This is a genomic window from Crenobacter intestini, from assembly GCF_004919095.1.
Taxonomy (GTDB): domain Bacteria; phylum Pseudomonadota; class Gammaproteobacteria; order Burkholderiales; family Chromobacteriaceae; genus Craterilacuibacter; species Craterilacuibacter intestini.
The window spans coordinates 126,433-149,747 of the sequence record NZ_STGJ01000006.1 but is presented as its reverse complement, the minus strand read 5'-3'; the positions used below and the strand labels follow the sequence as shown (position 1 = coordinate 149,747).

Sequence of the window (23,315 nt, the reverse complement as noted above, 5' to 3'; positions counted from 1 at the left end):
TTTAGGGCAGGTGAAATGGGCGCGGCTTTTGTCGGCATGCATTTGCCTTTATCATGCATGCCGTCACCGGGGGTGCCCTTGCCGGGCTGAGAGAAACCCCAATACCTGATCCGGGTCGTGCCGGCGTAGGGAGCGTGACCTGCCGTGGCAGGCGCCCGCCCCTCGTCGTCCGTCCCTTGCCACGGAGTGTCCCGATGTTTCGTCCGTCCCTGCGCCTTTGCGCGCTGGCCTTCGCTATGGCCGGCGCCGCCGTGTCCGCCGCCGAACTGCGCGTGCTCACCCATTCCTCGTTCGACCTGCCCAAGGCCAGGCTCGCCGCGTTCGAGCAGGACGCCGGCGTCAAGCTGGTGCTGGTCAAGGGCGGCGACGCGGGTGAGATGCTCAACAAGCTGATCCTGACCCGCGCCAACCCGATCGCCGACGTCGTCTACGGCATCGACAACACGCTCGCGGCCAAGGCCGAGAGTGCCGGCGTGCTCGCGCCCTACCAGGGGCCGGCGCTCGCCAAGAAGGCGAAATACGCCTTGGGCGGCAGCCTGGTCAGCGTCGACTACGGCTACGTGACGCTCAACTACGACAAGGCGTGGTTCGAGAAGAACGCCTTGCCGTTGCCCGCGTCGCTCGCCGACCTTGCCAAGCCCGAATACGCGCGCCGCCTGGTGGTGCAGAACCCGGCCACCTCCAGCCCGGGCCTCGCCTTCATGCTGGCGACGGTGACCGGCATGGGCGAAACGCAGGCGTTCGACTGGTGGGCCAAGTTGCGTGCGGGCGGGGTGAAGGTCGCCAAGGGCTGGAGCGAGGCGTACTACACCGACTTCACGCGCGCCGGCGGCGACCGCCCGCTGGTGGTCAGCTACGCGACGAGCCCGGCCGCCGAGGTGTTCTACGCGAAGGCGCCGCCCAAGGCGTCGCCGACCGGCAACCTGTTCCTCAAGGGCGGCGTGTTCCGCCAGGTCGAGGGCGTCGCGCTGGTGAAGGGCGGGCGCGAAGTCGCCGCGGCCCGCCGCTTTGTCGAGTTCATGCGTTCGCCCGAGGTGCAGGCCGAATTGCAAACGACGATGTGGATGTACCCGGTGGTCGAGGGCAGCGCCCGTGCGCCGGTGTTCGTGCACGCGGTGGAACCCGCCGCGGTGGCCGAGCCGGACGCCAGGGAGGTCGCCGCCAAGCAGCAGGCCTGGTTGCGACGCTGGACGCAGACCATGCTGCGCTGATGCGCGTGCTGCCGCATTGGGGGGCGCGCGCGCTGATGGCCGCGCCGCCGCTGGCGATGCTCGCTGCGTTGAGCGTGCTGCCGCTCGCGCGCCTTGTCGCCTACGGCTGGGACGCAGGCGCGCTCGCGCTGCTGGCCGACGCTTATTTCCTGTCGCGCATCGTCTGGTCGCTCGCGCAGGCGGCGATCACCTGCCTGCTGTGCGCGCTGGTCGGCGTGCCCATCGCCTGGGTGCTCGCGCGCACCGAGTTTGCCGGGCGCGGCTTGTTGCTGCGTCTGTTGTTGCTGCCCTTCGTGATGCCGACGCTGGTCGCCGCGATGGGGGTGCTGGCGCTGTTCGGCCCCACCGGCTACGCCGGCGTCAATCTCGCCGGCACGCCGGCGCTGTTGTTGTACGGCAACCTGTTCTTCAACCTGCCGCTGCTGGTGCGCGCCGGTGTCGACGGCTTCGCCGCCTTGCCCGCCGCCAGGCTCGACGCCGCACGCTCGCTGGGCGCGAGCCCGGGGCGCGCGTTCTGGCGCGTCGAGTTGCCGTCGGTGCTGCCGCACCTGGCGGCTGCCCTGTGCCTGGTGTTCCTCTATTGTTTTTCCGGCTTCGGCCTCGCGCTGTTGCTCGGCGGCCAGCGCTGGGCGACGGTCGAGGTCGAGATCTACACGCTGATCGCGTACGAGCTGAACCTCGCCGACGCCGGCGTGCTCGCGCTCTCGGCGCTGGCGGTCACCGCGCTGTGCGCGCTCGCCTACGCGGTGCTCGAGCGGCGCCTGGCGGTGCCCTCGCGCATCCAGCCGGTCGCGCGTACCGCCGCAAAAAGCACCGGCGCGCGCCTGCGTCTGGCCGCAGCGCTTGGCGCGCTCGGCCTCTTTTGCGCGGCGCCGCTGGTCGCGCTCTTGCTGCGCGCGCTGGTCGCGCTGCCCGGGCAGGCGTCGCTGCTCCTTGCCGAAGAAACGCTGTCGGCGCTCGCCAACACCTTGCGTTTTTCGCTGCAGGCGCTCCTGCTGGCGGTGCCGCTGGGGCTGCTGCACGCGCTCGCCGCCAAGGGTGGCAGCCTGATGCGCGCGGCGGCCTTCCTGCCTTTCATCGTGTCGCCGGTGTGCATGGCCTTCGGCATCCTGCTGCTCTACCCGGCGTGGACGGCGTCGCAGGGCGTGCTGGTCGCCTGCTACGCGCTGTTCGCCTACCCGTTCATCGCGCGCGGGCTCGCCTCGGCGCTCGACGCGATCCCCGGCAGCCTCACCGACGCCGCGCGCACGCTGGGCGCGACCCCGTGGCGCACCTTCCGCCGGCTGACCTGGCCCTTATTGTCGGGCGCGTTCGCACGCGCGCTGTCGTTCGCCGCGGCGACCTGCGTCGGTGAATTCGCGGTCACGCTGTTCCTGTCGCGTCCGGAGTGGACGACGCTGACCACGCTGATCTACCAGAAACTCGGCCGCCCCGGCGCGGCCAACCTCGACGCCGCGCTGATCCTGTCTGCGCTGTTGATGCTGTTCGCGCTGGCGGCCTTCATGGTGATCGAGCGCAAGGATGCCCATGCTGCAACTCACTGAGCTGACCGTGCGCCACGGCGCGCGCACCCTGATCGAGCATTTTTCGCTGACCGTCGGCGCGGGCGAGACGGTCGCGCTGTTGGGGCCGTCCGGCTGCGGCAAGAGTTCGCTGTTGCGCGTGATCGCCGGCTTGGCGGCGCCGGCGGCGGGCAGGGTGCTGTTCGCCGGGGAAGACATCACCGAGACGCCACCCGAGCGGCGCGGCTTCTCGCTGATGTTCCAGGACTTCGCGCTGTTCCCGCACCTGGACGTGCTGGGCAACGTGATGTTCGGGCTGATCGAGCGGCGTATCCCCAGGCGCCAGGCGCGCGAGAGCGCCCAGGGGTGGCTCGCGCGGGTGGGGCTAGCCGGGTTTGAAACGCGGCGGGTGTGGACGCTGTCCGGCGGCGAGCAGCAGCGTGTCGCGCTGGCGCGCGCGTGGGCGGTGTCGCCGCGCGCCTTGCTGCTGGACGAGCCGTTTTCAGCGCTGGACGCCGACTTGCGGCTGCGGCTGGGCGACGAGAGCCGGCGCCTGGTGCTCGGCGCCGGCATCCCGGCCATTCTGGTCACCCACGACGCGGCCGAGGCGGAACGCCTGGCCGACCGCGTGATCAGGCTGCTGGCGCCTCGCTAGCCATGCGGCAAACGTCGACCCACTCGCCGCCGGTCAACTCGGCAAGCAGCGCGGGCGGGACGCGCACCGCGCTGTGCACGGCACCCGCCGCCGGCAGCACCTCGTCGAACGCCGCAAGCGAAGCGTCCAAGTAGACCGGCAGGGGCGTGGCGAGCCCGAACGGGCAGACACCGCCGACCGGGTGGCCGGTCACGCCTTCGACTTCCTCCGCGCCCAGCATCTTGCCCTTGCCGAAGCGTGCCTTGAAGCGCGCGTTGTCGATGCGCGCGTCGCCCCGGGTGACCAGGATCAGCACCTCTCCGGCCACCGTGCGAAAGGCGAGCGTCTTGGCGATGCGCCCGGGCTCGACCCCGTGTGCGCGTGCCGCCAGCTCGACGGTCGCGGTGCTGGTGTCCAGTTCGATGATGGCTATGTGCGGCGCGCGTTCGGCGAAGAAGCGGCGGACGGATTCCAGGCTCATGGGGGTTCCTTGTCAGGTAAAACACCAATACCAATATTTATTAACAGGGCATATTTTCTCGTGGAATAATGACGGACACAATAAAACCGTTGTTGCCGCTAGGGGAAATGCCATGACAGTCAAGAAACAGTTGCTCGCGCAACTCGCTGCGATGCTGCTCGGCGTCGTATTGATGGCCGGTTGGGGGCTGTACAACCTGTACACCTCGCTGGTCGAGGCGCACCGGGAAACGGTGACCGAGCAGGCGCAGGGTGCGGTCTCCATCATCCGTGCTTATGAGGACGCGGCGCGCAGCGGCACGCTGCCGGTGGCCGAGGCACAGGCGCGTGCCAAGGCCGCGCTGCTGGCCTCGCGCTTTGGCGAGGATGGCTACTTCTACCTGCTCGACGACAAGCTCAACTTCATCGCGCACCCGATCAAGCCCAAGCTCGCCGGTACCAGCATGTACGCGCTGAAGACGCCGGACGGCAAGAACCTTGGCGAGATCTTCGCCGCGGCGATGGCCGCGAACGACGTCGCGCGCTACGACTGGCCCAAGCCCGGTGCCGACGCGCCGGTCGGCAAGATGAGCATGAACCTCAAGTCCGGCGACTGGGGCTGGGTGGTCGGCACCGGCATCTATATCGATGAGATCAGCGGTGACGTGTTAAGCCATGCGTTCGAGCAAGGCGGCGTGCTGGCCGTGCTGGCGCTGCTGCTGGGCGCGCTCGGTGTGATGATCTCGCGCAATATCCTGCGCGTGCTGGGCGGCGAGCCTGCCTACGCGCGCGACGTGGTCGGCGAAGTGGCCGCCGGCCGCCTGTACACCGAGGTGAAGCTGCAGCCGGGCGACCGCGACAGCCTGCTCGCCGGCATCGCGCAGATGCAGGCGCGCTTGCGCGAGACGGTCGGCGCGGTGGCCGGCCACGCGCGGGTGCTGAACGAACGCGCCGAGGTGCTCGACGTCAGCGTCAGCCGGGTCGCCGAGCGCTCGGGCGAGCAGAGCTCGGCGGCAACTTCGATGGCCGCGGCGATCGAGGAGATGACGCAGGGCATCGCGCAGATTTCCGGCAGCGCCGAACAGGCGCAGGCGCTGGGCGTGCGCTCGGGCGAGTTCTCGCGCGAGGGGGGCGCGGTGGTGCGCGGCGCGGTCGACGAGATGCGCGAAATCAACAAGACGGTCGACGCGGCGGCAGGCTCCTTGTCCAGCCTGGTCAACGACGTGGCCGGCATCTCGTCCATCGTCGCGGTGATCCGCGAGATCGCCGACCAGACCAACCTGTTGGCGCTCAACGCGGCGATTGAGGCGGCGCGCGCGGGCGAGACCGGCCGCGGCTTCGCGGTGGTTGCCGACGAGGTGAGGAAGCTTGCCGAACGTACCTCGGGCGCGACCGGCGAGATCGTCGTCAAGATCGGCCATATCCAGCAACTGTCGGACAGCACGCGCGAGGCGATGCTCGAGGCCGTCGGCAAGGTCGCGACCGGGGTCGAATTGGCCGACAAGGGGCGCGAGGCGATCGACCGCATCGAGGAAAGCTCGGGCACCGTGCAAGGCGCGGTCAAGGACATCTCCGGCTCGCTGCGCGAGCAGAGCGCGGCCAGCGCCGAGATCGCCACCCATGTCGAGCAGATTGCCGCGTCGGCCGGCGACAACGCCGCCGCCGCACGCGAAGCCGCGCAGGCCGCTGCCGCCATGCGCGAACTCTCCGGCGCGCTCAGGCAGTCGGTCGCGCACTTCCAGTTGAACTGAACGCCGCCAGCTGGCCCTCCCGCGGCCCACCCGGGCGCGGGAGGCGCTTGCCTGCCGATAGGGGCAGGGCCGCCTGCGCTGCCCGGCGCCGCTTCCAGTGCTTGTCTGCCGTGCGGCTAGCACAGCCTCCCCGAGCTTCCATTCCCCGCCCTCGCACCTTAATCCGGCCAGGCCACCCCTGACTGCTGTCTTGACGTGTGCCCAGCGGCTAGACTGCCAGCACACGCCCTAAGTCCCACTCCGACGTACTTGCAGACAAACCGGCCACTTACCGCTGCTGTTGCGGGCGTTGGCAGGTGAGGGGCCGCCCCGTCGCTCCGTCAGGGCGCTGGCGTGCTGCAAACCCTGCTCGCCTGACGATCTGGATGCCGGTGATAGGCCGTAGCGGAAATGGAGAACACCATGCCCTTGTGTCTGCGCGTATTGTTGGTAACCGGCCTGCTGGCGGCACTGCCGGCCCGGGCCGGCGTCCCGTCGGCGTTCGCCGCCCAGCCCCTGCCGTTCAAGCAGCGCGTGTGTGGCATGCTGTTTGCCGACATTTCGGCGCAGCAGGTCAGGCTGGCCAGGCAAAACCCCGCGCAGATGAGCGGCGACATGCGCAAGGCCATGCTGATGTCGGCGACCGAGGCGCTGATTTTCCTCGAGGCCACCGGCTATCTCGAGGAGCACAGCAAGGCGCAGGCGGAGGCCTACGCGCACGCGCTCGAGGAAGGCGCGTCGGACGAGTATATGGCGGTGGTGCAGGCCTGCCATACCCGCTACCGGCCGCGCAAGACGGAGGCCGAGATCAGGGTGTTTGTCGAAGATGCCCGGCAGGTCTTGCGTGAGCAGTTGGGGGAATGAGCGGCGGTAGTCACCGCGGCTGAATGCCGCCTGTCTTGACGATTAGCCTGTTGATCCGCCAACGGCACGCCCAGTCGCTGGCTTTGCCGCTTCTGGCCGGCCACCACCTGTGCGGTGAACGGGCGCATCTGCTGCGCCTGCGAGAGGCCGTTTTTCCTGTGCCGGGCTAGCCGCCCCCGGTGGCCGTACATTTTTTTGTGCGGCGCGGTCGTCCGGGCTCTGCCCAGATAATCCCCGCGTGCGATGCAGGCACGCGTCTTCTCCAGTTGGCTCGATGGCTTGCGCAAGCAGGTTTTACCCTGCCGATGCTGCACTGCTGTCGCGTGATAACACCCCTAAAACCTTTGTGACTAACCGGATTTGCCTTCGCCTAATTTGTATGGCATATTGCACCGCAATAATAGAGCAAGCGCTCGGCCTGAGGGGGCCGGCGACTTGCGGGCGGCCTGTGCCGCCGCGAGCCCGTGAACGGGCCGCAAGCTACACGAGGACTCGCTGCACCCAGAGTCGGCGGTGGCCATCTTGGCGCCGTCCGTCGTTTGGCAACCTCAGGAGAAACCATGTCCAACAAAAACAATGACCGCATCCGCGCCAACCCGAAGTTCCGGGAACTCGCGCAAAAGCGCTCGCGCACCGCGTGGGGGCTGACCGCGCTGGTCCTCGGCGTCTACTACAGCTACATGCTGCTCGTCGGCATGGCGCCAGAATGGCTCGCGCAGCCGCTGAGCGAGGGCGGTACGCTGTCGCTGGGCGTGCCGGTCGGCGCCTTTATCATCTTCTTCGCCTGGGCATGCACCGGGCTGTACGTGCGTCGCGCCAACTCCGAGTTCGACCGCCTGAACGCTGAAATCGTCGAGGAGGCCGGCAAATGAACAAACTCTTAGCAACCCTGTTGCTCGCGCCGGCCTTCGCGCTGGCCGGCCCCGCCGTCGAGGCGGCCGAGAAGCAGCCCTTGAACCTGACCGCGATCGCGATGTTCTTCGTGTTCGTGGCCGGTACGCTGATGATCACCTGGTGGGCGGCGCGCCGCACCAAGTCGGCGTCCGACTTCTACACCGCCGGCGGCGGCATCACCGGCTTCCAGAACGGCCTCGCCATCGCCGGTGACTACATGTCCGCGGCGACCCTGCTCGGCCTGTCGTCCATGGTGTTCGCCAAGGGCTACGACGGCCTCGTCTACACCGTCGGCTTCTTCGTCGGCTGGCCGGTGGTCACCTTCCTGATCGCGGAGCGCCTGCGCAACCTCGGCAAGTACACCTTCGCCGACATTGCGTCCTACCGTCTCGACCAGAAGAAGATCCGCACCTTCGCCGCCTTCGGCTCGCTGACCGTGGTCTGCTTCTACCTGATCGTGCAGATGGTCGGTGCCGGCCAGCTGATCAAGCTGTTGTTCGGCCTCGACTACCCGGTGGCGGTGATGGTGGTCGGCGTGGTGATGATGCTGTACGTGACCTTCGGCGGCATGATCGCGACCACCTGGGTGCAGATCATCAAGGCCGTGCTGCTGCTGGCCGGTGGTACCACGCTGGCGATCCTGGCGATGAGCCAGTTCGGTTTCAGCTACGAGACGCTGGCGCAGCGCGCGATCGAAGTGCACAAGGGCGGCCAGGGCATCATGGCGCCGGGCTCCATGCTGGCTGACCCGGTGAACGCCGCGTCGATGTCGCTGGGCCTGGTGTTCGGCATCGCCGGCCTGCCGCACATCCTGATGCGCTTCTTCACCGTGCCGAACGCCCGCGAGGCGCGCAAGTCGGTGTTCGTCGCGACCGGTTTCATCGGCTTCTTCTTCATCGTGGTGTGCACCATGGGCTTCGCCGCGATGGTGATCGTCGGCACCAACCCGCAGTACTTCGTCGACGGTGACCTCGCCGGCAAGATCGCCGGTGGCGGCAACATGGTCGCGATGCACCTGGCGCACGCCGTGGGCGGCAACCTGTTCCTGGGCTTCCTGTCGGCGGTGGCGTTCGCGACCATCCTGGCGGTGGTGTCGGGCCTGGCGCTGGCCGGTGCCTCGTCGATCTCGCACGACATCTACGCCAACGTGATCTGCGGCGGCAAGGCTGACGAGAAGACCGAGATCAAGGTGTCCAAGATTTCCGCCATCGTGCTGGGCGTGCTGGCGATCATCCTCGGCATCCTGTTCGAGAAGATGAACGTCGCCTTCCTGGTCGGCCTGACCTTCGGTATCGCGGCTTCGGCCAACTTCCCGATCCTGATCCTGTCGATGTACTGGAAGGACCTGACCACCCGTGGCGCGCTGCTGGGTGGCTTTACCGGCCTCATTTCGGCGGTGCTGATGGTGGTGCTCTCGCCGTCGGTGTGGGTGACCGTGCTCGGCCACGAGAGTGCGATCTTCCCGTACGAACACCCGGCGCTGTTCTCGATGCCGCTGGCCTTCCTGGTCTCGATCGTGGTGTCGCTGCTCGACCAGAGCGCGGCCGCCAAGCGCGAGCGCGCAGCGTTCGACGACCAGTTCGTCCGCGCGCAGACCGGCATCGGCGCCGCGGCGGCGAACGACCACTAAGCAGGCTTAGCCTGCAACAAAAACGGCGCCCCGCGGGGCGCCGTTTTTGTTGGCGCGCGGCGGATTTGCTAGAATCGCCGCTTCTTCAGAATTTTCCGGAACCTGTCACACGCCATGGCCCAGTACGTGATGTCGATGCTCCGCGTGAGCAAAGTGGTGCCGCCCAAGCGGCAGATCATCAAGGATATTTCCCTGTCGTTCTTCCCGGGCGCCAAGATCGGCCTGCTGGGCCTGAACGGCGCGGGCAAGTCGACCGTGCTGCGCATCATGGCCGGCGTCGACAAGGAATACGAAGGCGAAGTGCAGCACATGCCGGGCGTCAATATCGGCTACCTGCCGCAGGAGCCGCAACTGGACGCCGACAAGACCGTGCGCGAGGAAGTCGAGAGCGGCATGGGCGAGGTGATGGGCGCGCAAAAGCGGCTGGAAGAGGTGTACGCGGCGTACGCCGACCCGGACGCCGACTTCGACGCGCTGGCCGAGGAGCAGGCCAAGCTCGAGGCGATCATTTCCGCCGGCGCCGGCGACAATATCGAACTGCAGCTGGAGCTGGCCGCCGACGCGCTGCGCCTGCCGCCTTGGGACGCCAAGATCGGCCCGCTCTCCGGCGGCGAGAAGCGCCGCGTCGCGCTGTGCAAGCTCTTGCTCTCCAAGCCCGACATGCTGCTCTTGGACGAGCCGACCAACCACCTGGACGCCGAGTCGGTCGAATGGCTCGAGCAGTTCCTGGTGCGCTTCCCGGGCACCGTGGTCGCCGTCACCCACGACCGCTACTTCCTCGACAACGCCGCCGAGTGGATCCTCGAACTTGACCGCGGCGAGGGCATCCCGTGGAAGGGCAACTACTCGAGCTGGCTCGAACAGAAGGAAGCGCGTCTCGAGCAGGAAGCCAAGAGCGAAGGCGCGCGCATGAAGGCGATGAAGCAGGAACTCGAATGGGTGCGCCAGAACCCGAAGGGCCGTCAGGCCAAGAGCAAGGCGCGTATCGCCCGCTTCGAGGAAATGTCGTCGTACGAGCACCAGAAGCGCAACGAGACGCAGGAAATCTTCATCCCGGTCGCCGAGCGCCTGGGCAACGAGGTGATCGAGTTTGACGGCGTCTCCAAGGGCTTCGGCGACCGCCTGCTGATCGACAACCTGAGCTTCAAGGCGCCGGCCGGCGCCATCGTCGGCATCATCGGCCCGAACGGCGCCGGTAAGTCGACGCTGTTCAAGATGATCGCCGGGCAGGAGACGCCGGACAGCGGCGAGGTGAAGATCGGCCAGACCGTGCAGATGGCGTATGTGGCGCAGAGCCGCGAGGGGTTGGACGGCGACAAGACCGTGTTCCAGGATGTGGCCGACGGCAACGACCTGATCACCGTCGGCAAGTTCGAGATGTCGAGCCGCGCCTACCTTGGCCGCTTCAACTTCAAGGGCGCGGACCAGCAGAAGAAGGTCGGCATGCTCTCCGGCGGCGAGCGCGGCCGGCTGCACCTCGCCAAGACCCTGCTCAAGGGCGGCAACGTGCTGCTGCTTGACGAACCGTCGAACGACCTGGACGTCGAAACCCTGCGCGCGCTGGAAGACGCGCTGTTGGAGTACGCCGGCACCGTGTTCGTGATCTCGCACGACCGCTGGTTCCTCGACCGCATCGCGACGCACATCCTCGCCGCCGAGGGCGAGTCGCAGTGGACCTTCTTCGACGGCAACTACCAGGAGTACGAGGCCGACAAGAAGAAGCGTCTGGGTGAAGAGGGCGCCAAGCCCAAGCGCATCCGCTATAAACCGGTCACCCGCTAAACCCAAGTGGCGGGGGCTTTGTTCCCGCGCACCCCGGGCCCGCCCAGGTGGCGGGTCTTTCATTTTCAGGCGGCACAGCGCCGCCGGAGATTTGCATGAATATCCTGTCCATCCAGTCGCACGTGGTGTACGGCCACGCCGGCAATAGCGCGGCGGTGTTCCCGATGCAGCGCATGGGCGCCAGCGTGTGGCCGCTGCATACCGTGCAGTTTTCCAACCACACCCAGTACGGCCGCTGGGCCGGCATGGTGTTGCCGCCCGAGCAGATCAGCGAGCTTTCCGCCGGCATCGCCGCCATCGACGCGCTCGGAGAGTGCAACGCGGTGCTCTCCGGCTATATCGGCAGCGCCGAGCAGGGCGGGCAGATCCTGGACGCGGTGCGCCAGGTCAAGGCGGCGAACCCGCAGGCGCTCTACCACTGCGACCCGGTGATGGGGCACCCGGCCAAGGGCTGCATCGTCGCGCCGGGCGTCGCGGAATTTTTGGTGGACGAGGCGCTGCCGGTGGCCGACATTGTCTCGCCCAACCAGCTGGAGCTGGAAATCATCAGCGGCCGCACGCTGCCGACGCTCACCGACATCGTCACCGCCGCGCGGGAAGTACTCGTGCGCGGGCCGCGCGTGGTGCTGGTCAAGCACCTGCACTACGACGCGCGCCCAAAGGACGAATTCCAGATGCTCGCCGTCGACAGCGAAGGTGCTTGGCTGATCGGCCGGCCGATGTTCGAGTTCGCGCGCGAGCCGGTCGGCGTCGGCGACATGACCTCGGGGCTGTTCCTGGTCGGCCTGCTCGCAGGCAAGGGCGTGCGCGAGGCGCTCGAACACGCGGCGTCCGCGGTCTACGGTGTGCTGGAGACGACCCATCAGCTTGGCCGTTACGAGCTGGCGGTGGTCGCCGCGCAACAGGAATACGAGACGCCGTCGCGCCGCTTTGCCGCGCGCGCGTTGTGAAAGGAAAGATCATGGCCAAGGATTACGAAATCCGCCCCGAACAGTCGGTCGAGCTCCTGAAGGAGCTGCATATCCTGACCCGTGACGGCAAGCTCAACCAGGACAGCCGCAGGAAGCTCAAGCAGGTCTACCACCTGGTGCAGTTCATCGAACCCTTGATCCGCGAAGTGGTGGCGGACAAGGGCGACGTGACCGTGGTCGACCACGGCGCCGGCAAGTCCTACCTCGGCTTCATCCTGTACGACCTGGTGTTGAAGGCGCTGGAAGTGGGCGAGGTGATCGGCATCGAGACGCGCGAGGAACTGGTGGCCACCACCGCCGCGCTCGCCGAACGGCTGGGTTTCACCCGGATGCGCTTCATCAACGAGACGGTCGCCGAGTCGATCTCGAACGACGCGATCGGCAAGCAGGTCGACATCGTCACCGCCTTGCACGCGTGCAATACCGCGACCGACGACGCGATCCGCTTCGCGCTGCAAAAGGACGCCCGCTTCATCGTGCTGGTGCCGTGCTGCCAGGCCGAAGTCGCCGCCGAACTGCGCCGGGTGAAGGCGAAGCTGCTCGCCGGCACGCCCTTGGGCGAGATCGTGCGCCACGGCATCCATACCCGCGAATTCGGCAGCCAGCTGACCAACGTGCTGCGCTGCCTGTTGCTCGAGGCGCACGGCTATCAGCTGACGGTGACCGAGCTGGTCGGCTGGGAGCACTCGATGAAGAACGAGCTGATCGTCGCCAAGAAGGGCCAGCGCCGCGGCGGCGCGCGCGAGCGCGCCGAGGCGCTGCTGGAGAGCTTCATGCTGGACGGGCTGCGTGGACGCTTCATCTACTGAGCCGCTGCAGCTTTGTGAACTGGCGGGTGCGGCGCCGCTCGCGGCGCTGTTCGCAGACTTGCCCGAGTTCGCCGGCAGTGTCGACGCCGCGCTGGTCGACCAAAGGCTCGCGGGCCGGCCTGCGCTACTGCTGGGCGCCTTCGCCGGCGGCGTGCCGGTCGGCTTCAAAGCGGGTTACGACGACGGCGACGGCGTGTTCTATTCCTGGCTGGGGGGCGTCCACCCGCAGTGGCGTCGCGGCGGGGTCGCCACCGCGCTGCTGCTTGCCCAGGAGGCGTGGGCTCGGGCCCACGGCTATCGCGAGCTGCGCGTCAAGTCGATGAACCGCTACCCGGCGATGCTTGCCCTGCTGATCAGGCAGGGTTACGCCGTGTGCGGCTATCAGGCACCGGTTGCGGGCGACCCGTTCGCGGGCAAGATCCTGTTTGGCAAACGGCTAGCGCCCGGCTGACCCGTCTCAATATTCGACCACCTTGTCTGCAACCAGCGTCCAGCCGTCCGGCTTTCGTTCCAGCCGGTACTGGACCTGCCGCGTGCCGCCGGAAGGCTTCGCGTTGCTGTCGCCAGCCTTGTATACCGGGAAGCGCCGGGCCAGCCGGTTCTCGACGACGGCGAACGCGTCGTGCCCCAGATAGCCCCGGCTCGCCTTGGCATCCTCTGCCAGATCGGGCAGGCGGATCGGGACGAGCTTGCCGTCCTTTTGCGCGACAAGGCCGACCAGCCCCGCGTACGAGCCGCTGCCGGCCGACTGCGTGTAGACGTAGAGTTCAGGCTGCCCGTCGACATTCAGGTCGGCCACCTCGGCGCCCGTCACCTTACCGTCGATTTCCTGCCTGAACGTCACCGGCTTGCCATGTGCCTGCTGCGCGGTAACGGTCAGCTGGTTCAGCGAACCCTCGTCGGTCGCCGCCACCTCGAAGCGGGTGCCTTGCAGCGCGAGCGTCTGCCTGAAGCCTGCCGCGTGTGCGGCGGCGGGCGGCAGCGCGAGGGCGATCGTGTAGCGCGCACGCTCGCCGCGCCGTGCGGCACTGCGCATCTGGTAGACCCGGATCGTGTAGACGCCGTCTGCGGGCAGCACGCCCTCGAAACGGTTGCCAGACGTTGCGCCGATAAACATCGCGACGTCGTTCGACCCCGGCGGCAGCAGGTTGAAGTAGGCGGCGAGGTTGCCGGACTTGAAGTCTACCGTCAGCGTCTGGCCGGCCCTGGCGCGCAGCCGGTAGTCGACGACCTGATAGCCCCTGATTTCGCCGGCGAGTTTCGCGCCCTGCGCGCCCTTGGCGAACACGACGTCTTCGCTGCGGATATCGGCGGGGGACGCCTGTACCGGCGCGGCGATGGAGAGGGCGAACAGGCCGGCCACCAGCAGGTACTTGAGGCGGCCATTCATCGTGTTTCCTTGGCAAGTTGCGTTTCGACCCACTGGGCAAGCTGGGCGGCGGGCAGCACGCCGCTGTGGCGGGCGAGCTCGCGGCCGCCCCTGAACAGCAGCAGGGTCGGGATGCTGCGGATCGCGTAGCGGGCGACGGCTTGCGGCGCCGCGTCGCTGTCGACCTTGACGAAGCGTACGGCGGGCAGCGAGCGGGCGGCCGCGGCGAATTGCGGTGCCATCGCCTGGCAGGGGCCGCACCAGGCTGCCCAGAAGTCGACCAGCACCGGCGCGTCGCAGCCGGCCAGGTAAGCGGGGAGCGACGTGTCGCCAAGCGACACCGGGGTCTGAGGCGCCAGCGGCGCCTTGCACTGGCCGCAACGCGGGTTGTCGGCGAGGCGTGCGTCGGGGAAACGGTTGCGGGTCAGGCAGGCAGGGCAGGCAAGTTGCATGGTCGGTTTCCCGTATGGCGGATGGCGGCACACGCTGCCGCCCGTTTACTGTATGGCATAAGATGGCGCTTTGGCCACGGGGAGGCGCCATGCGCTGGGTGATCGCACCGGATTCTTTCAAGGGCGCCTTGAGCGCCGAGGCCGCGGCGGCGGCGATGGCCGCCGGGGTGCGCCGCGCCGACCCGGCCGCCGAGCTGTGCCTGAGGCCGATGGCCGACGGCGGCGAGGGCACGCTGTCGGCCGTGCACGCGGCGCTGGGCGGGCGATGGCGGGAGCACCGCGTGCAAGGCGCAGGCGGCGAGCCGCTGGACGCCGCCTGCCTCGTGCTGCCCGACGGCAGCGCGCTGGTCGAGGTCGCCCGCGTGGTCGGGCTGGGCATGGGCAAGGCGCCGCCGATGGCGCGCTCAAGCTTCGGCGTCGGCGAGCTGATCAGCGCGGCGGTGGCGGACGGCGCGCGCCGCGTCATCGTCGCGCTGGGCGGCAGCTCGACGTCGGACGGCGGCGCCGGCGTGTTGCTTGCACTTGGCGCGCGCTTTTTCGACGCAGAAGGCCGGGCGCTGTCCGCCGCACCGCACGACTTGCTGCGCCTCGCGCGGGTCGAGCTTGGCGCGCTGCAAGGGCTGCCGGTGCCGCTCGAATTATGGAGCGACGTCGACAACCCGCTCACCGGCGAGCACGGCGCGTGCGCGGTGTTCGGCGCGCAGAAGGGGCTGACGGTTGCCGAGCGGGGCGTGCTCGATACGGCGCTCTCGCGCCTGGCCGCCCTGTGCGGCGGCGACGCAGCCGCGCCCGGAGCCGGCGCGGCCGGCGGCATCGGCTGGGCCTTGCAGCGGCTGGGCGGCGTGCGTGCCGGCGGCGCGGCGGCGGTTGCCTCGGCGATCGGGCTGGAAACCGCGGTCGCCGGCGCCGGCCATGTGCTCACCGGCGAGGGTGCGAGCGACGCGCAGACCCTGCGCGGCAAGGCGCCTTACTGCGTCGCCCGGCTCGCCCGCGCGGCCGGCGTGCCGGTGACGCTGCTCTCGGGGCGCATCGAGCTGTCGGCTGAACTCGCTGCCGCCTTCGACGGCTGTTTCTCGGCCTGCCACGGCCCGGTTTCGCTGAAGGACGCGATCGGGCAGGCATCAGAGGCGCTCGAATTCGCGGCCTGGCAGATCGCCAGGCTCAGGGTTGCGGCGCAGCCGGCGGGGCCTGGCTAGCGCTTGCGGGCGCACCTGCCCTGGTGCCTGCGCCACAGCCACAGGTAGACGCCTGCGTTGACGGCGATAAGCAGCAGCGCGAGCACGCCCTGCTGCGGACGGGTCAACCCGGGCGGGTAGATCAGTAGGGTCAGGTAGTGCTCGATAAAGCCGCCGGCGTAGCCCGCGTCGCCGGCCAGTTGGCGCAGCCGGTTTTCCAGCGTGGTGAGTGGGCAATACCAGCCGGCGGCTTCGACCAGGAAGCCCCATAGCGCGGCGGGTATCTGCAGCCAGAGCACGCGCGGGGTGCGCAGCGCCAAGAGGGCGCCCAGCGCGGCGAACACGATGAAGGCGAGGTGCAGGACGAGAACCGCGTCGGCCGCCAGGCGCCACAGCATGTCAGATCGACAGCTCGGGCAGGTCGCGGAACAGCGCTAGCGCCTCGGGGTTGGCCAGCGCGCCGACGTTGGCGACCGCCTCGCCGTGCACCACGTTCTTCACTGCCAGTTCGACCAGCTTGCCCGACAGGGTGCGCGGCAAGTCGCCGACGGCGACGATGCGCGAGGGCACGTGGCGCGGGCTCGCGCCCTCGCGGATTTGCGTGCGGATCCGGTGCACCAGCGCGTCGTCGAGCTTCGCGCCCGCGCGCAGGCGCACGAACAGCACCACGCGCTCGTCGCCGTGCCATTTCTGGCCGATCGCGATGCTCTCCAGTACCTCGCCGACGCCATCGAGCTGCCGGTAGATCTCTGCGGTGCCAATGCGCACGCCGCCGGGGTTGAGCACCGCGTCCGAGCGGCCGTGGATGACCAGCCCGCCGTGGCGGGTCTGTTCGGCGTAGTCGCCGTGCGCCCACAGCCCGGCAAAGCGCGAAAAATACGCCTTGCGGTAGCGCGCCTGGCCCGGGTCGTTCCAGAAGCCGACCGGCATCGACGGAAACGGCCGCCGGCACACGAGTTCGCCCTTGCTGCCGGTGACGCTGTGGCCGGCGTCGTCGACCACGTCGATGGCCATGCCCAGGCCCGCGCATTGCAGCTCGCCCGCCCATACAGGCAGCGTCGGGTTGCCCAGCGCGAAGCAGGAGACGATGTCGGTACCGCCCGAGATCGACGCGAGATTGAGGTCTGCCTTGATGTGGCGGTACACCCAGCCGAAACGCTCGGCCGACAGCGGCGAGCCGGTCGACATCAGCACGCGCAAGCGGGACAGCGGCCAGTGTTCGCGCGGGGCGAGGCCGCTTTGCGCGAGCGCGTCGAGGTAGCGCGCCGAGGTGCCGAAGTGGGTGCAGCCGGCGTGCTCGGCCCAGCGCCACAGCCGCTGCCCGTGTTCGGCAAACGGCGAGCCCTCGTAGCACATCAGGGTGGCGCCGCTGGCGAGCGCGCTGGCGAGCCAGTTCCACATCATCCAGCCGCAGGTCGTGTAGTAGAACAGCGTGTCGCCCGCGTGCAGGTCCGCGTGCAGCTGGTGTTCCTTCAGGTGTTGCAACAAGGTGCCGCCGTGGCCGTGCACGATGCACTTGGGCGCGCCGGTGGTGCCGCTGGAATACAGGATGAACAGCGGATGGTCGAACGGCACCCGCGTGAAGGCGGGCGATGCCGCCGCGAAGGGCGCGATGAACGCGTCAAGCGGCACGGCGCCTGCGATGTGCGCGGCCGCCTCGGCCGCGTCCCCCGCGCACGGCAGCACCACCACGCGGGCAAGCGAGGGCAGGCGCGCGGCGATGTCGGCCGCGCGCGCGGCAAGCTCGACGCGCTTGCCGCCGTAGAGCACCGAGTCGCTGCAAAAGAGCAGCTTGGGGGTGGTCTGGCCGAAACGCTCGACGCAGCCGTCGACGCCGAAGTCGGTCGAGCAGCTGGTCCAGATTGCGCCCAGGCTCGCCGTGGCCAGCATCGCGGCGATGGTTTCCGGCTGGTTGGCGACGAGGCCGGCGACGCGGTCGCCCGCCTTGACGCCCGCCTCGCGCATCGCCTGTTGCAGGCGGCTGACCAGCGCCGAGAGCCCGGCGCGAGTCAGCGTGGTCTCGTCCCCCGTCTCCTGCAGGAAACGGATCGCCAGGCGTGTATCCGGCGCCGCGAGCAGGTTTTCCGCGTAGTTGAGCGTGGCCTCGGGGAAGAAGCGCGTCTCGAGAAAGCGGCCGCTGCCGGCAAGCGCCGGGCCTTGCCTGTCGCCAATCAGCCCGGTGTAGTCCCACACCGCGCCCCAGAACAGGGCAGGCTTCTCGACGGAGAGCCGCCACAGGCTTGGGTATTCGGGCAAGGCCTGGCCGCTTTTCGCGCGCATGAGGCGGGTAAAGGCGGCCAGATGGCTCGCGTCGGCACGCTCGGCGCGCGGGGTCCACAGCGGGGTGTCGGTCATGGTGTCGTCCTGACGTCGGGCGGAGCGTCTGTTTGCCGCTCCGGGCGCGCGGCGTCGAAGGCCGGCAAGGCAAGCGCCGCTTCTTCGATCGCCCGCAGGCGGGGGTAGGGCGCAAGGTCGGCGCCGAAGCGGCGCGCGTTGTAGAGCTGCGGGATCAGGCAGCACTCGGCAAGCGACGGCGTCGCACCGAAGGCGAACGCTTGCGGCTGGGGCATGCCTGCGAGCGTCGCCTCTAGCGCGGAGAGGCCCTGCGCGAGCCAGTGGCGGATCCACGCCAGGCGCGCCTCGTCGCCGACGGCGAGCGGGCCTTGCAGGTACTCGAGCACGCGCAGGTTGTTAAGCGGGTGCGTGTCGCAGGCGATGGCGAGCGCGAACGCGCGCACCCGGGCGCGACCCGCCGGGTCTGCCGGCAGCAGCGACACCGCAGGGTGCGTCTCGTCGAGGTACTCGATGATCGCGAGGGACTGGCTGATGCGGTTGCCCGCGTCGTCGATGAGGAGCGGTACCAGCGCTTGCGGGTTGAGCGCCGTGTAGCCGGGCGACGCCTGTTCGTGCGCGGGGAGCGAAACCGGCACCGCCTGGTAGGCGATGCCCTTGAGCGCGAGCGCGATGCGCACGCGGTACGCGGCCGAGCTTCTCCAGTAGCCGAACAGCTTCATGGCAGGGCGCTTAGCCGGTTTTCGATCGCGCCGAACACGCTTTGCCCGTCGGCGCCGAACGCCTCGATGCGCACGGTGTCACCGTCGTGCATGAAGCGGGTACGCGGGCTGCCGGTCTCTATCGTCTCGAGCATGCGCAGCTCGGCGATGCACGCGAAGCCGACCCCGCCCTTGTGCACCGGCGCGCCGTTGAGGCCGCCCTGGCGGTTGGAGACGGTGCCGCTGCCGACGATGGACCCGGCGGCGACGTCGCGCGTCTTCGCGATATGCGCGATCAGCTGCGAGAAGTCAAACGCCATGTCGACGCCCGCGTCAGGGCAGCCGAAGGGCTCGCAGCTCAGCGTGACCGTCAGCGGCAGGTGCAGCTTGTTGTCCTGCCACGCCTCGCCCAGCTCGTCCGGGGTGACCGCCACCGGCGAGAAGCTGGACGCGGGCTTGGACTGGAAGAAGCCGAAGCCCTTGGCCAGTTCTTCCGGGATCAGCGCGCGCAGCGAGACGTCGTTGACCAGGAGCACCAGGCGGATCGCGCCGGCGCACGCGGGGGCCGGGCTGCCTTGCGCGACGTCGCCGGTGATCACCGCGACCTCGGCCTCGAAGTCGACCCCCCATGCTTCGCGGGCGCGGATGTCGTCGCGCGGGCCGATGAAGGCGTCGCTGCCGCCCTGGTACATCAGCGGGTCCTGGTAGAAGGTTGCCGGCACCTCGGCGCCGCGCGCGCGGCGCACAAGCTCGACGTGGTTGAGGTAGGCCGAACCGTCGGCCCACTGGTAGGCGCGCGGCAAGGGCGACGCGCACTGGGCGGGGTCGAACGCGAAGGCGCCCTCGGCGAGCCCGCCGTTGAGCGCGCGGTACTGTTCGGCCAGCAAGGGCGCCGCGTGCGCCCAGTCGTCGAGCGCGGCCTGCAGCGTGGCGGCGATGCGCGGCACTTCGAGGGCAAGGCTCAGGTCGCGCGAGACGACCACCAGCGTGCCGTCGCGGCCGCCCTTTTTCAGCGTCGCAAGTTTCATGGCTGGTCCTCCTCGCGGTTTTTTTCATGCAGCCAGCGCGCATGTTGCGGTGCACGGCGGGTGAGCGCCCACTCCTCGAGCATCGCGTCCTTGACCCTGTCCAGTTCATCCAGCATGTCGGGCGTGGCGGTGTTGGCGGCCAGCTCCAGCCGGTGGCCGTTCGGGTCGAAGAAGTAGATCGACTGGAACAGCGTGTGGTCGGTTGGGCCGACCACCTCGATGCCGGCCGCGGCGAGCCGCTCGCGCGTCGCGAGCAGGGTGTCGAGCGAGTCGACTTCTAGCGCGAGGTGCTGCACCCAGGCAGGCGTGTTCGGGTCGCGCCCCATCGGCGGCTGCCCGGGCAGCTCGAAGAAGGCGAGCACGTTGCCGCCGCCTGCGTCGAGAAACACATGCATGTAGGGGTCGAGCTCGCCGGTCGACGGGACGTGGTCTTCCGAGAAGGCGAGCATGAAGCGCATGCCGAGGTGTTGCTCGTACCAGCGCACCGTTTCCCTGGCGTCGCGGCAGCGGTACGCCACGTGGTGGATCCTGCTGATCAACATCGGGTGTCTCCTTGTCGTTTTTTGTCCAGCATAGCGTGCTTGCGCGGCCGGTGGCGGCTATTTAATGCCTTTGTCAAATTGAATGTTAGGCAATGATGCCAAACGCCGGCGGTGGTAGAATGCGGCGATGGATAACGGAGTCAATAGCAAGATGGAACAGCGCAGAGGGATCCAGTCGATCGAGGTGGGCGGCAGCCTGCTCAAGGTGCTCGCCGACGCGGGCTCGCCGATGATGCTCAAGGACCTCGCGGCGGCGGCGGGCATGGTGCCGGCCAAGGCGCACCCTTACCTCGTCAGCTACTGCAAGCTGGGGCTCGTCCGCCAGGACTTCGCCAGCGGCCGCTACGCGCTCGGTCCGTTCGCGCTGCAGATGGGGCTCGCCGCCTTGCGCGAAGTGGACGCCTTGCGTGTCGCCGGCGACGAGGTCGTCCGCCTGTCGCAGGAGATGGGGCAGACCTTCGCGGTGGTGGTGTGGGGCAGCCACGGCCCGACCGTCGTGCGCATCGAGGACGCCAACTGCGTGGTGCAGGTCAATATGCGGGTGGGCACCGTGCTGCCGCTGCTCGCCTCTGCGACCGGCCTCGTGTTCAGCGCGTACCAGCCAGGCCCGCTGGTCGACGAGGCGCTCAAGCGCGAGGCCCTGTTGTGGGGCGAGTCCGAAGTGCCCGCCGACCTTGCCGCACGGCTGGACGAAGTGCGTGCGCACGGCATGGCGCGCGCCAGCGGCAGCCCGCAGCCGGGCGTCAACGGCATGGCCGCGCCGGTGTTCGACAGCAGCGGCCGTCTGGTGCTGACCTTGACCGCGCTGGGCCCGGCCGCCACCTTCGACAACGAATGGGACAGCCCCTTGTCGCTGGCGCTCAAGTCTGCCGCGCAGGAAGTCTCGCGCCAGATCGGCTACCCGCTCTAGACCGTCCGCTTCCGGTGCGCGGCGCGCATGTGCCGCGCCCACTCTCCGGCACCGCCCGAACAGGCCAGGCACCTTGTGCCCGGCCTTTTTCGTGCCTGCCCACCTTGGGCCGGCTGCCGTTTCAGGCGGCTTCGTCGCGGCGCCGTCCGCTTCTGGCCAGCACCCAGTGCTCGAACGCGGCCAGGGTGCGGCCCTGGCCGAATAGCGGCCCCTCGGCGAGCGGGCCGCCGGCGTCGCGCAGCCGCTGGAACTGGCGGGCGCTTTGCACGTTGCGGGCGACCGCGTCGACGCCGAGCGCGCGTGCGCAGGCGATGGCCGCGCGCAGCGCCGGCGAGCTGGCGTCATGGTTGCGCGTCAGCGTTTCGTCCAGATACAGCGCGTGCGCAGGCAGGCTATCCAGCACCGTCAGCGGGACGGCGCCAAAACCGGCCAGCGCGACGCGTACGCCGCCGTCGGCAAGCCGGCGCGCCTGCGTGCGCGCCTCCTGCAGCCGCGCATCGTCCGCCAGGCCCGCGTCCACGACCAGCTCCAGCCTGGCGCCCGGCAGGTTCCGCTCGTCCAGCATCGCCGCTACGTCGCGGGCGAAGCCGGCCTTGCCCAGCAAGGCGTTGCCGACGTCCACGCTCAGCACCAGACGCGCGAGCACGGGGTGCGCCTGCCAGCGTGCGAGGATGTCGCACGCGAGTTGCAGTGTCTGCCGTTCGAGCAGCGGCGCGTCTGCGCCCGCCCCGAGACCGGTCTCGCCGCCATGCACGCCAGGCAGTGCGGCGGCGGCCGTCGCGCCGACCACCTCGAGCCTGGCGTTGGCACGCGGGTGGAACGCCAGCTCCGGCGCCGCGCCGTCCGGCCGTGCCGTGCGCGAGCCGGCCTGCAGCAAGGATCGCGAGAAGCGCCGCTGCAAGCGCTCGCAGTGGAAGCGCCAGGTATTGCGTCCGGCGTGTTTGGCACGGTAGAGCGCGCGGTCGGCCTGCTCGAGCAGGGCATTCGCGTCTTCGTGGCTGCCAAGGAACAGGCTGATGCCGATGCTGGTGCTGATCTGGTGGCTGTGTTCGCCGAGCAGAAAGGGGGAAGCCAGCGCCTGGCACAGCTTGTCGGCCAGCGCGACGATGCTCTCGCAAGTCTTCGCCTCGCTCTGGGCGACCTGCTCGAGCAGCACCACGAATTCGTCGCCGCCCAGACGGGCGACCGTGTCGCTGACGCGCACGCATGCACCAAGCCGGGTGGCGACCGCCTGCAAAAGCAGGTCGCCGGTCGCGTGGCCGTAGCCGTCGTTGACCGCCTTGAAGCCGTCCAGGTCGAGGAACAGCACGGCCCCCCGCAGGCCGCTGCGGTCGCCGAGCGTCTGCGCGTGCTGCAGGCGCTCGAGCAGCAGGCGGCGGTTGGGCAGGCCGGTCAGCGTGTCGTAGTAGGCGAGTGTGCGGATCGCGTCGCTGGCGCGGCGGCGTTCGTCGACGTCGGCGACGATGCCCATCGCCAGCGAGGGTTGGCCTGCCGCATCGCGCTCGACGATATGCGCGCGCTCCTCGAACCAGCGCCCGGCGTGTTCGCCGTGGCCCAGCCGGTATTCGACGCGCAAGGAGCGCGCTTCGCCGGCGAGGCAGGCGGTGAGCGCCTGGCGCACGCGTTCCCGGTCGGCCTCGGCGACCAGTTCGAGCTGTTCGCGCATGGATACGGGAAGCTGCCCGGGCGGCAGGCCGAACAGGCTGGCGGCCTGCGGGCCGTGCACGAGCGCGTCGCTGTCGACATGCCACTCCCACACGCTCTCGCCGCTGGTCTGCAGCAGGAAGTCGAGGCGACGGTGCGCGCGCTGGGCGTCTTCGCGCGCGGTCTCCAGCGCGGTGAGGTCGGTGTCCATGCAAAAGAGCAGCGCCCGGCCGTCCGGCTTGCGCAGCCAGGTATGGCTCGAGTAGACCGACAGCGTGCGGCCGTCGCGTGCCTGCAGCTTGAAAAAGCCAGGCTCGATGTCGCGGCCCTCTGCGAGCGCGCGGCTGACGTCGCCGATGAAGGCCGCTGCCTGCTCGGGGGTCATGAAGAGCTGGTCCAGCGTGTGGCCGATCGCCTCGCTGCGCTGCCAGCCGTAGAGGGCTTCGCACTGGGCGTTCCAGAACACGATGGTGCCCTCGGGCGTGTAGGCCTGGATCGCGGTGCCCGGGATGCAGTCGAGCAGCGCGAACAGCGCCGCTTCGTCGAAGTTGGGCCAGGTATGGCGGGTGTGTGTGCTTGCCGTTGATTTCATGAAGCACCAAGTTTTTGCTAGTCGTGCCGCTTCATCTTACCCGAAATGAATTGCGTGCGTCGTCGCCGGCTTGCGTTTGAGGCGTTACAATGCCAGAAGACATCTATTTCCGAGGATCCCGACC

General features: G+C 69.0%; 22 protein-coding genes and 1 riboswitch. Of the genes, 13 read left to right on the top strand and 9 right to left on the bottom strand.

Going from position 1 to position 23,315, the window contains the following annotated elements; translation table 11 throughout:
- The first annotated feature begins 58 nt into the window (after window positions 1-58).
- A riboswitch (TPP riboswitch) is annotated at window positions 59-150 on the top strand.
- Window positions 151-194: 44 nt separating this feature from the next.
- The 3 genes from E5K04_RS07070 to E5K04_RS07060 are packed head-to-tail and all read left to right on the top strand — an operon-like array spanning window position 195 to window position 3,368.
- Entirely contained in the window at window positions 195-1,211 is a 1,017-nt protein-coding gene (locus E5K04_RS07070; protein ID WP_136552399.1) for a thiamine ABC transporter substrate-binding protein, read from the top strand.
- Window positions 1,211-2,755 carry an ABC transporter permease gene (locus tag E5K04_RS07065; protein ID WP_136552397.1) on the top strand — a complete coding sequence of 515 codons (1,545 nt, stop codon included), beginning with the start codon at window positions 1,211-1,213 and terminating at the stop codon, window positions 2,753-2,755. The genes E5K04_RS07070 and E5K04_RS07065 overlap by 1 nt, the downstream gene beginning before the upstream one ends.
- Complete coding sequence (locus tag E5K04_RS07060) at window positions 2,739-3,368, top strand: ABC transporter ATP-binding protein (protein ID WP_136552395.1); 630 nt, start codon at window positions 2,739-2,741, stop codon at window positions 3,366-3,368. The genes E5K04_RS07065 and E5K04_RS07060 overlap by 17 nt, the downstream gene beginning before the upstream one ends.
- Here E5K04_RS07060 and E5K04_RS07055 read toward each other — a convergent pair.
- Window positions 3,346-3,828: a YbaK/EbsC family protein gene (locus E5K04_RS07055; RefSeq protein ID WP_136552393.1), complete on the bottom strand. Its 483-nt coding sequence runs from the start codon at window positions 3,826-3,828 to the stop codon at window positions 3,346-3,348. The genes E5K04_RS07060 and E5K04_RS07055 overlap by 23 nt on opposite strands.
- A gap of 112 nt (window positions 3,829-3,940) precedes the next feature.
- Here E5K04_RS07055 and E5K04_RS07050 point away from each other — a divergent pair, with 112 nt between their 5' ends.
- From E5K04_RS07050 to E5K04_RS07015, 8 genes are all read left to right on the top strand, one after another.
- The gene (locus tag E5K04_RS07050) at window positions 3,941-5,557 is read left to right on the top strand and encodes a methyl-accepting chemotaxis protein (RefSeq protein WP_168929173.1); all 1,617 of its coding nucleotides are present in this window, start codon (window positions 3,941-3,943) and stop codon (window positions 5,555-5,557) included.
- Between the two features lie 402 nt (window positions 5,558-5,959).
- Window positions 5,960-6,400, top strand: a complete 441-nt coding sequence (locus E5K04_RS07045; protein WP_136552389.1) for a hypothetical protein — start codon at window positions 5,960-5,962, stop codon at window positions 6,398-6,400.
- Window positions 6,401-6,960: 560 nt separating this feature from the next.
- Window positions 6,961-7,272 (top strand): DUF485 domain-containing protein, encoded by a 312-nt coding sequence (locus E5K04_RS07040; RefSeq protein WP_136552387.1) that lies wholly within the window; start codon window positions 6,961-6,963, stop codon window positions 7,270-7,272.
- Entirely contained in the window at window positions 7,269-8,924 is a 1,656-nt protein-coding gene (locus E5K04_RS07035) for a cation acetate symporter (protein ID WP_136552385.1), read from the top strand. The genes E5K04_RS07040 and E5K04_RS07035 overlap by 4 nt, the downstream gene beginning before the upstream one ends.
- A 114-nt stretch (window positions 8,925-9,038) precedes the next feature.
- Window positions 9,039-10,706: an energy-dependent translational throttle protein EttA gene (gene ettA, locus E5K04_RS07030; RefSeq protein ID WP_136552383.1), complete on the top strand. Its 1,668-nt coding sequence runs from the start codon at window positions 9,039-9,041 to the stop codon at window positions 10,704-10,706.
- A gap of 95 nt (window positions 10,707-10,801) precedes the next feature.
- A complete protein-coding gene (gene pdxY / locus E5K04_RS07025) occupies window positions 10,802-11,656 on the top strand; it encodes a pyridoxal kinase PdxY (RefSeq protein WP_136552381.1) in 855 nt (284 codons plus the stop codon).
- Between the two features lie 11 nt (window positions 11,657-11,667).
- Entirely contained in the window at window positions 11,668-12,486 is an 819-nt protein-coding gene (locus tag E5K04_RS07020; RefSeq protein ID WP_136552379.1) for a class I SAM-dependent methyltransferase, read from the top strand.
- Window positions 12,467-12,937, top strand: coding sequence for a GNAT family N-acetyltransferase (locus E5K04_RS07015; RefSeq protein ID WP_205700312.1), 471 nt, complete (start codon window positions 12,467-12,469; stop codon window positions 12,935-12,937). The genes E5K04_RS07020 and E5K04_RS07015 overlap by 20 nt, the downstream gene beginning before the upstream one ends.
- 6 nt (window positions 12,938-12,943) lie before the next feature.
- Here the strand turns inward: E5K04_RS07015 and E5K04_RS07010 are convergent, their stop codons facing one another.
- Together E5K04_RS07010 and trxC are read right to left on the bottom strand one after the other, a co-directional pair.
- Window positions 12,944-13,876, bottom strand: coding sequence for a hypothetical protein (locus tag E5K04_RS07010; protein WP_136552377.1), 933 nt, complete (start codon window positions 13,874-13,876; stop codon window positions 12,944-12,946).
- A complete protein-coding gene (gene trxC, locus E5K04_RS07005) occupies window positions 13,873-14,307 on the bottom strand; it encodes a thioredoxin TrxC (RefSeq protein ID WP_136552375.1) in 435 nt (144 codons plus the stop codon). Before trxC ends, E5K04_RS07010 begins: the two co-directional genes overlap by 4 nt.
- Window positions 14,308-14,396: 89 nt before the next feature.
- Here trxC and E5K04_RS07000 point away from each other — a divergent pair, with 89 nt between their 5' ends.
- Window positions 14,397-15,503 carry a glycerate kinase gene (locus E5K04_RS07000; protein ID WP_136552372.1) on the top strand — a complete coding sequence of 369 codons (1,107 nt, stop codon included), beginning with the start codon at window positions 14,397-14,399 and terminating at the stop codon, window positions 15,501-15,503.
- Here E5K04_RS07000 and E5K04_RS06995 read toward each other — a convergent pair.
- The 5 genes from E5K04_RS06995 to E5K04_RS06975 are packed head-to-tail and all read right to left on the bottom strand — an operon-like array spanning window position 15,500 to window position 20,045.
- Window positions 15,500-15,880, bottom strand: a complete 381-nt coding sequence (locus tag E5K04_RS06995; RefSeq protein ID WP_136552370.1) for a DUF2784 domain-containing protein — start codon at window positions 15,878-15,880, stop codon at window positions 15,500-15,502. The genes E5K04_RS07000 and E5K04_RS06995 overlap by 4 nt on opposite strands.
- Before the next feature lies 1 nt (window position 15,881).
- Window positions 15,882-17,837: an acetoacetate--CoA ligase gene (locus tag E5K04_RS06990; RefSeq protein ID WP_136552368.1), complete on the bottom strand. Its 1,956-nt coding sequence runs from the start codon at window positions 17,835-17,837 to the stop codon at window positions 15,882-15,884.
- Window positions 17,834-18,496, bottom strand: a complete 663-nt coding sequence (gene maiA / locus E5K04_RS06985) for a maleylacetoacetate isomerase (protein ID WP_136552365.1) — start codon at window positions 18,494-18,496, stop codon at window positions 17,834-17,836. Before maiA ends, E5K04_RS06990 begins: the two co-directional genes overlap by 4 nt.
- Window positions 18,493-19,503, bottom strand: coding sequence for a fumarylacetoacetate hydrolase family protein (locus E5K04_RS06980; RefSeq protein ID WP_136552363.1), 1,011 nt, complete (start codon window positions 19,501-19,503; stop codon window positions 18,493-18,495). The genes maiA and E5K04_RS06980 overlap by 4 nt, the downstream gene beginning before the upstream one ends.
- A complete protein-coding gene (locus E5K04_RS06975) occupies window positions 19,500-20,045 on the bottom strand; it encodes a VOC family protein (RefSeq protein WP_136552361.1) in 546 nt (181 codons plus the stop codon). Before E5K04_RS06975 ends, E5K04_RS06980 begins: the two co-directional genes overlap by 4 nt.
- A 151-nt stretch (window positions 20,046-20,196) precedes the next feature.
- Between E5K04_RS06975 and E5K04_RS06970 the strand changes: the two genes are divergently transcribed.
- A complete protein-coding gene (locus tag E5K04_RS06970; protein WP_205700311.1) occupies window positions 20,197-20,955 on the top strand; it encodes an IclR family transcriptional regulator in 759 nt (252 codons plus the stop codon).
- Between the two features lie 121 nt (window positions 20,956-21,076).
- On the opposite strand, the gene E5K04_RS06965 is transcribed toward E5K04_RS06970, so the two are convergent.
- A complete protein-coding gene (locus E5K04_RS06965) occupies window positions 21,077-23,191 on the bottom strand; it encodes a putative bifunctional diguanylate cyclase/phosphodiesterase (protein ID WP_136552356.1) in 2,115 nt (704 codons plus the stop codon).
- Window positions 23,192-23,315: the final 124 nt, after the last annotated feature.

Coding starts and splice junctions, on each gene's coding strand:
- E5K04_RS07055 (WP_136552393.1), bottom strand. CDS start 3,828: ATGAGCCTGGAATCCGTCCGCCGCTTCTTCGCCGAACGCGCGCCGCAC.
- E5K04_RS06990 (WP_136552368.1), bottom strand. CDS start 17,837: ATGACCGACACCCCGCTGTGGACCCCGCGCGCCGAGCGTGCCGACGCG.
- maiA (WP_136552365.1), bottom strand. CDS start 18,496: ATGAAGCTGTTCGGCTACTGGAGAAGCTCGGCCGCGTACCGCGTGCGC.
- E5K04_RS06995 (WP_136552370.1), bottom strand. CDS start 15,880: ATGCTGTGGCGCCTGGCGGCCGACGCGGTTCTCGTCCTGCACCTCGCC.
- E5K04_RS07065 (WP_136552397.1), top strand. CDS start 1,211: ATGCGCGTGCTGCCGCATTGGGGGGCGCGCGCGCTGATGGCCGCGCCG.
- E5K04_RS07070 (WP_136552399.1), top strand. CDS start 195: ATGTTTCGTCCGTCCCTGCGCCTTTGCGCGCTGGCCTTCGCTATGGCC.
- E5K04_RS07035 (WP_136552385.1), top strand. CDS start 7,269: ATGAACAAACTCTTAGCAACCCTGTTGCTCGCGCCGGCCTTCGCGCTG.
- E5K04_RS07020 (WP_136552379.1), top strand. CDS start 11,668: ATGGCCAAGGATTACGAAATCCGCCCCGAACAGTCGGTCGAGCTCCTG.
- E5K04_RS07000 (WP_136552372.1), top strand. CDS start 14,397: ATGCGCTGGGTGATCGCACCGGATTCTTTCAAGGGCGCCTTGAGCGCC.
- E5K04_RS07050 (WP_168929173.1), top strand. CDS start 3,941: ATGACAGTCAAGAAACAGTTGCTCGCGCAACTCGCTGCGATGCTGCTC.
- E5K04_RS06965 (WP_136552356.1), bottom strand. CDS start 23,191: ATGAAATCAACGGCAAGCACACACACCCGCCATACCTGGCCCAACTTC.
- trxC (WP_136552375.1), bottom strand. CDS start 14,307: ATGCAACTTGCCTGCCCTGCCTGCCTGACCCGCAACCGTTTCCCCGAC.
- E5K04_RS07010 (WP_136552377.1), bottom strand. CDS start 13,876: ATGAATGGCCGCCTCAAGTACCTGCTGGTGGCCGGCCTGTTCGCCCTC.
- E5K04_RS06970 (WP_205700311.1), top strand. CDS start 20,197: ATGGAACAGCGCAGAGGGATCCAGTCGATCGAGGTGGGCGGCAGCCTG.
- E5K04_RS07060 (WP_136552395.1), top strand. CDS start 2,739: ATGCTGCAACTCACTGAGCTGACCGTGCGCCACGGCGCGCGCACCCTG.
- E5K04_RS07040 (WP_136552387.1), top strand. CDS start 6,961: ATGTCCAACAAAAACAATGACCGCATCCGCGCCAACCCGAAGTTCCGG.
- pdxY (WP_136552381.1), top strand. CDS start 10,802: ATGAATATCCTGTCCATCCAGTCGCACGTGGTGTACGGCCACGCCGGC.
- E5K04_RS06980 (WP_136552363.1), bottom strand. CDS start 19,503: ATGAAACTTGCGACGCTGAAAAAGGGCGGCCGCGACGGCACGCTGGTG.
- E5K04_RS06975 (WP_136552361.1), bottom strand. CDS start 20,045: ATGTTGATCAGCAGGATCCACCACGTGGCGTACCGCTGCCGCGACGCC.
- E5K04_RS07045 (WP_136552389.1), top strand. CDS start 5,960: ATGCCCTTGTGTCTGCGCGTATTGTTGGTAACCGGCCTGCTGGCGGCA.
- ettA (WP_136552383.1), top strand. CDS start 9,039: ATGGCCCAGTACGTGATGTCGATGCTCCGCGTGAGCAAAGTGGTGCCG.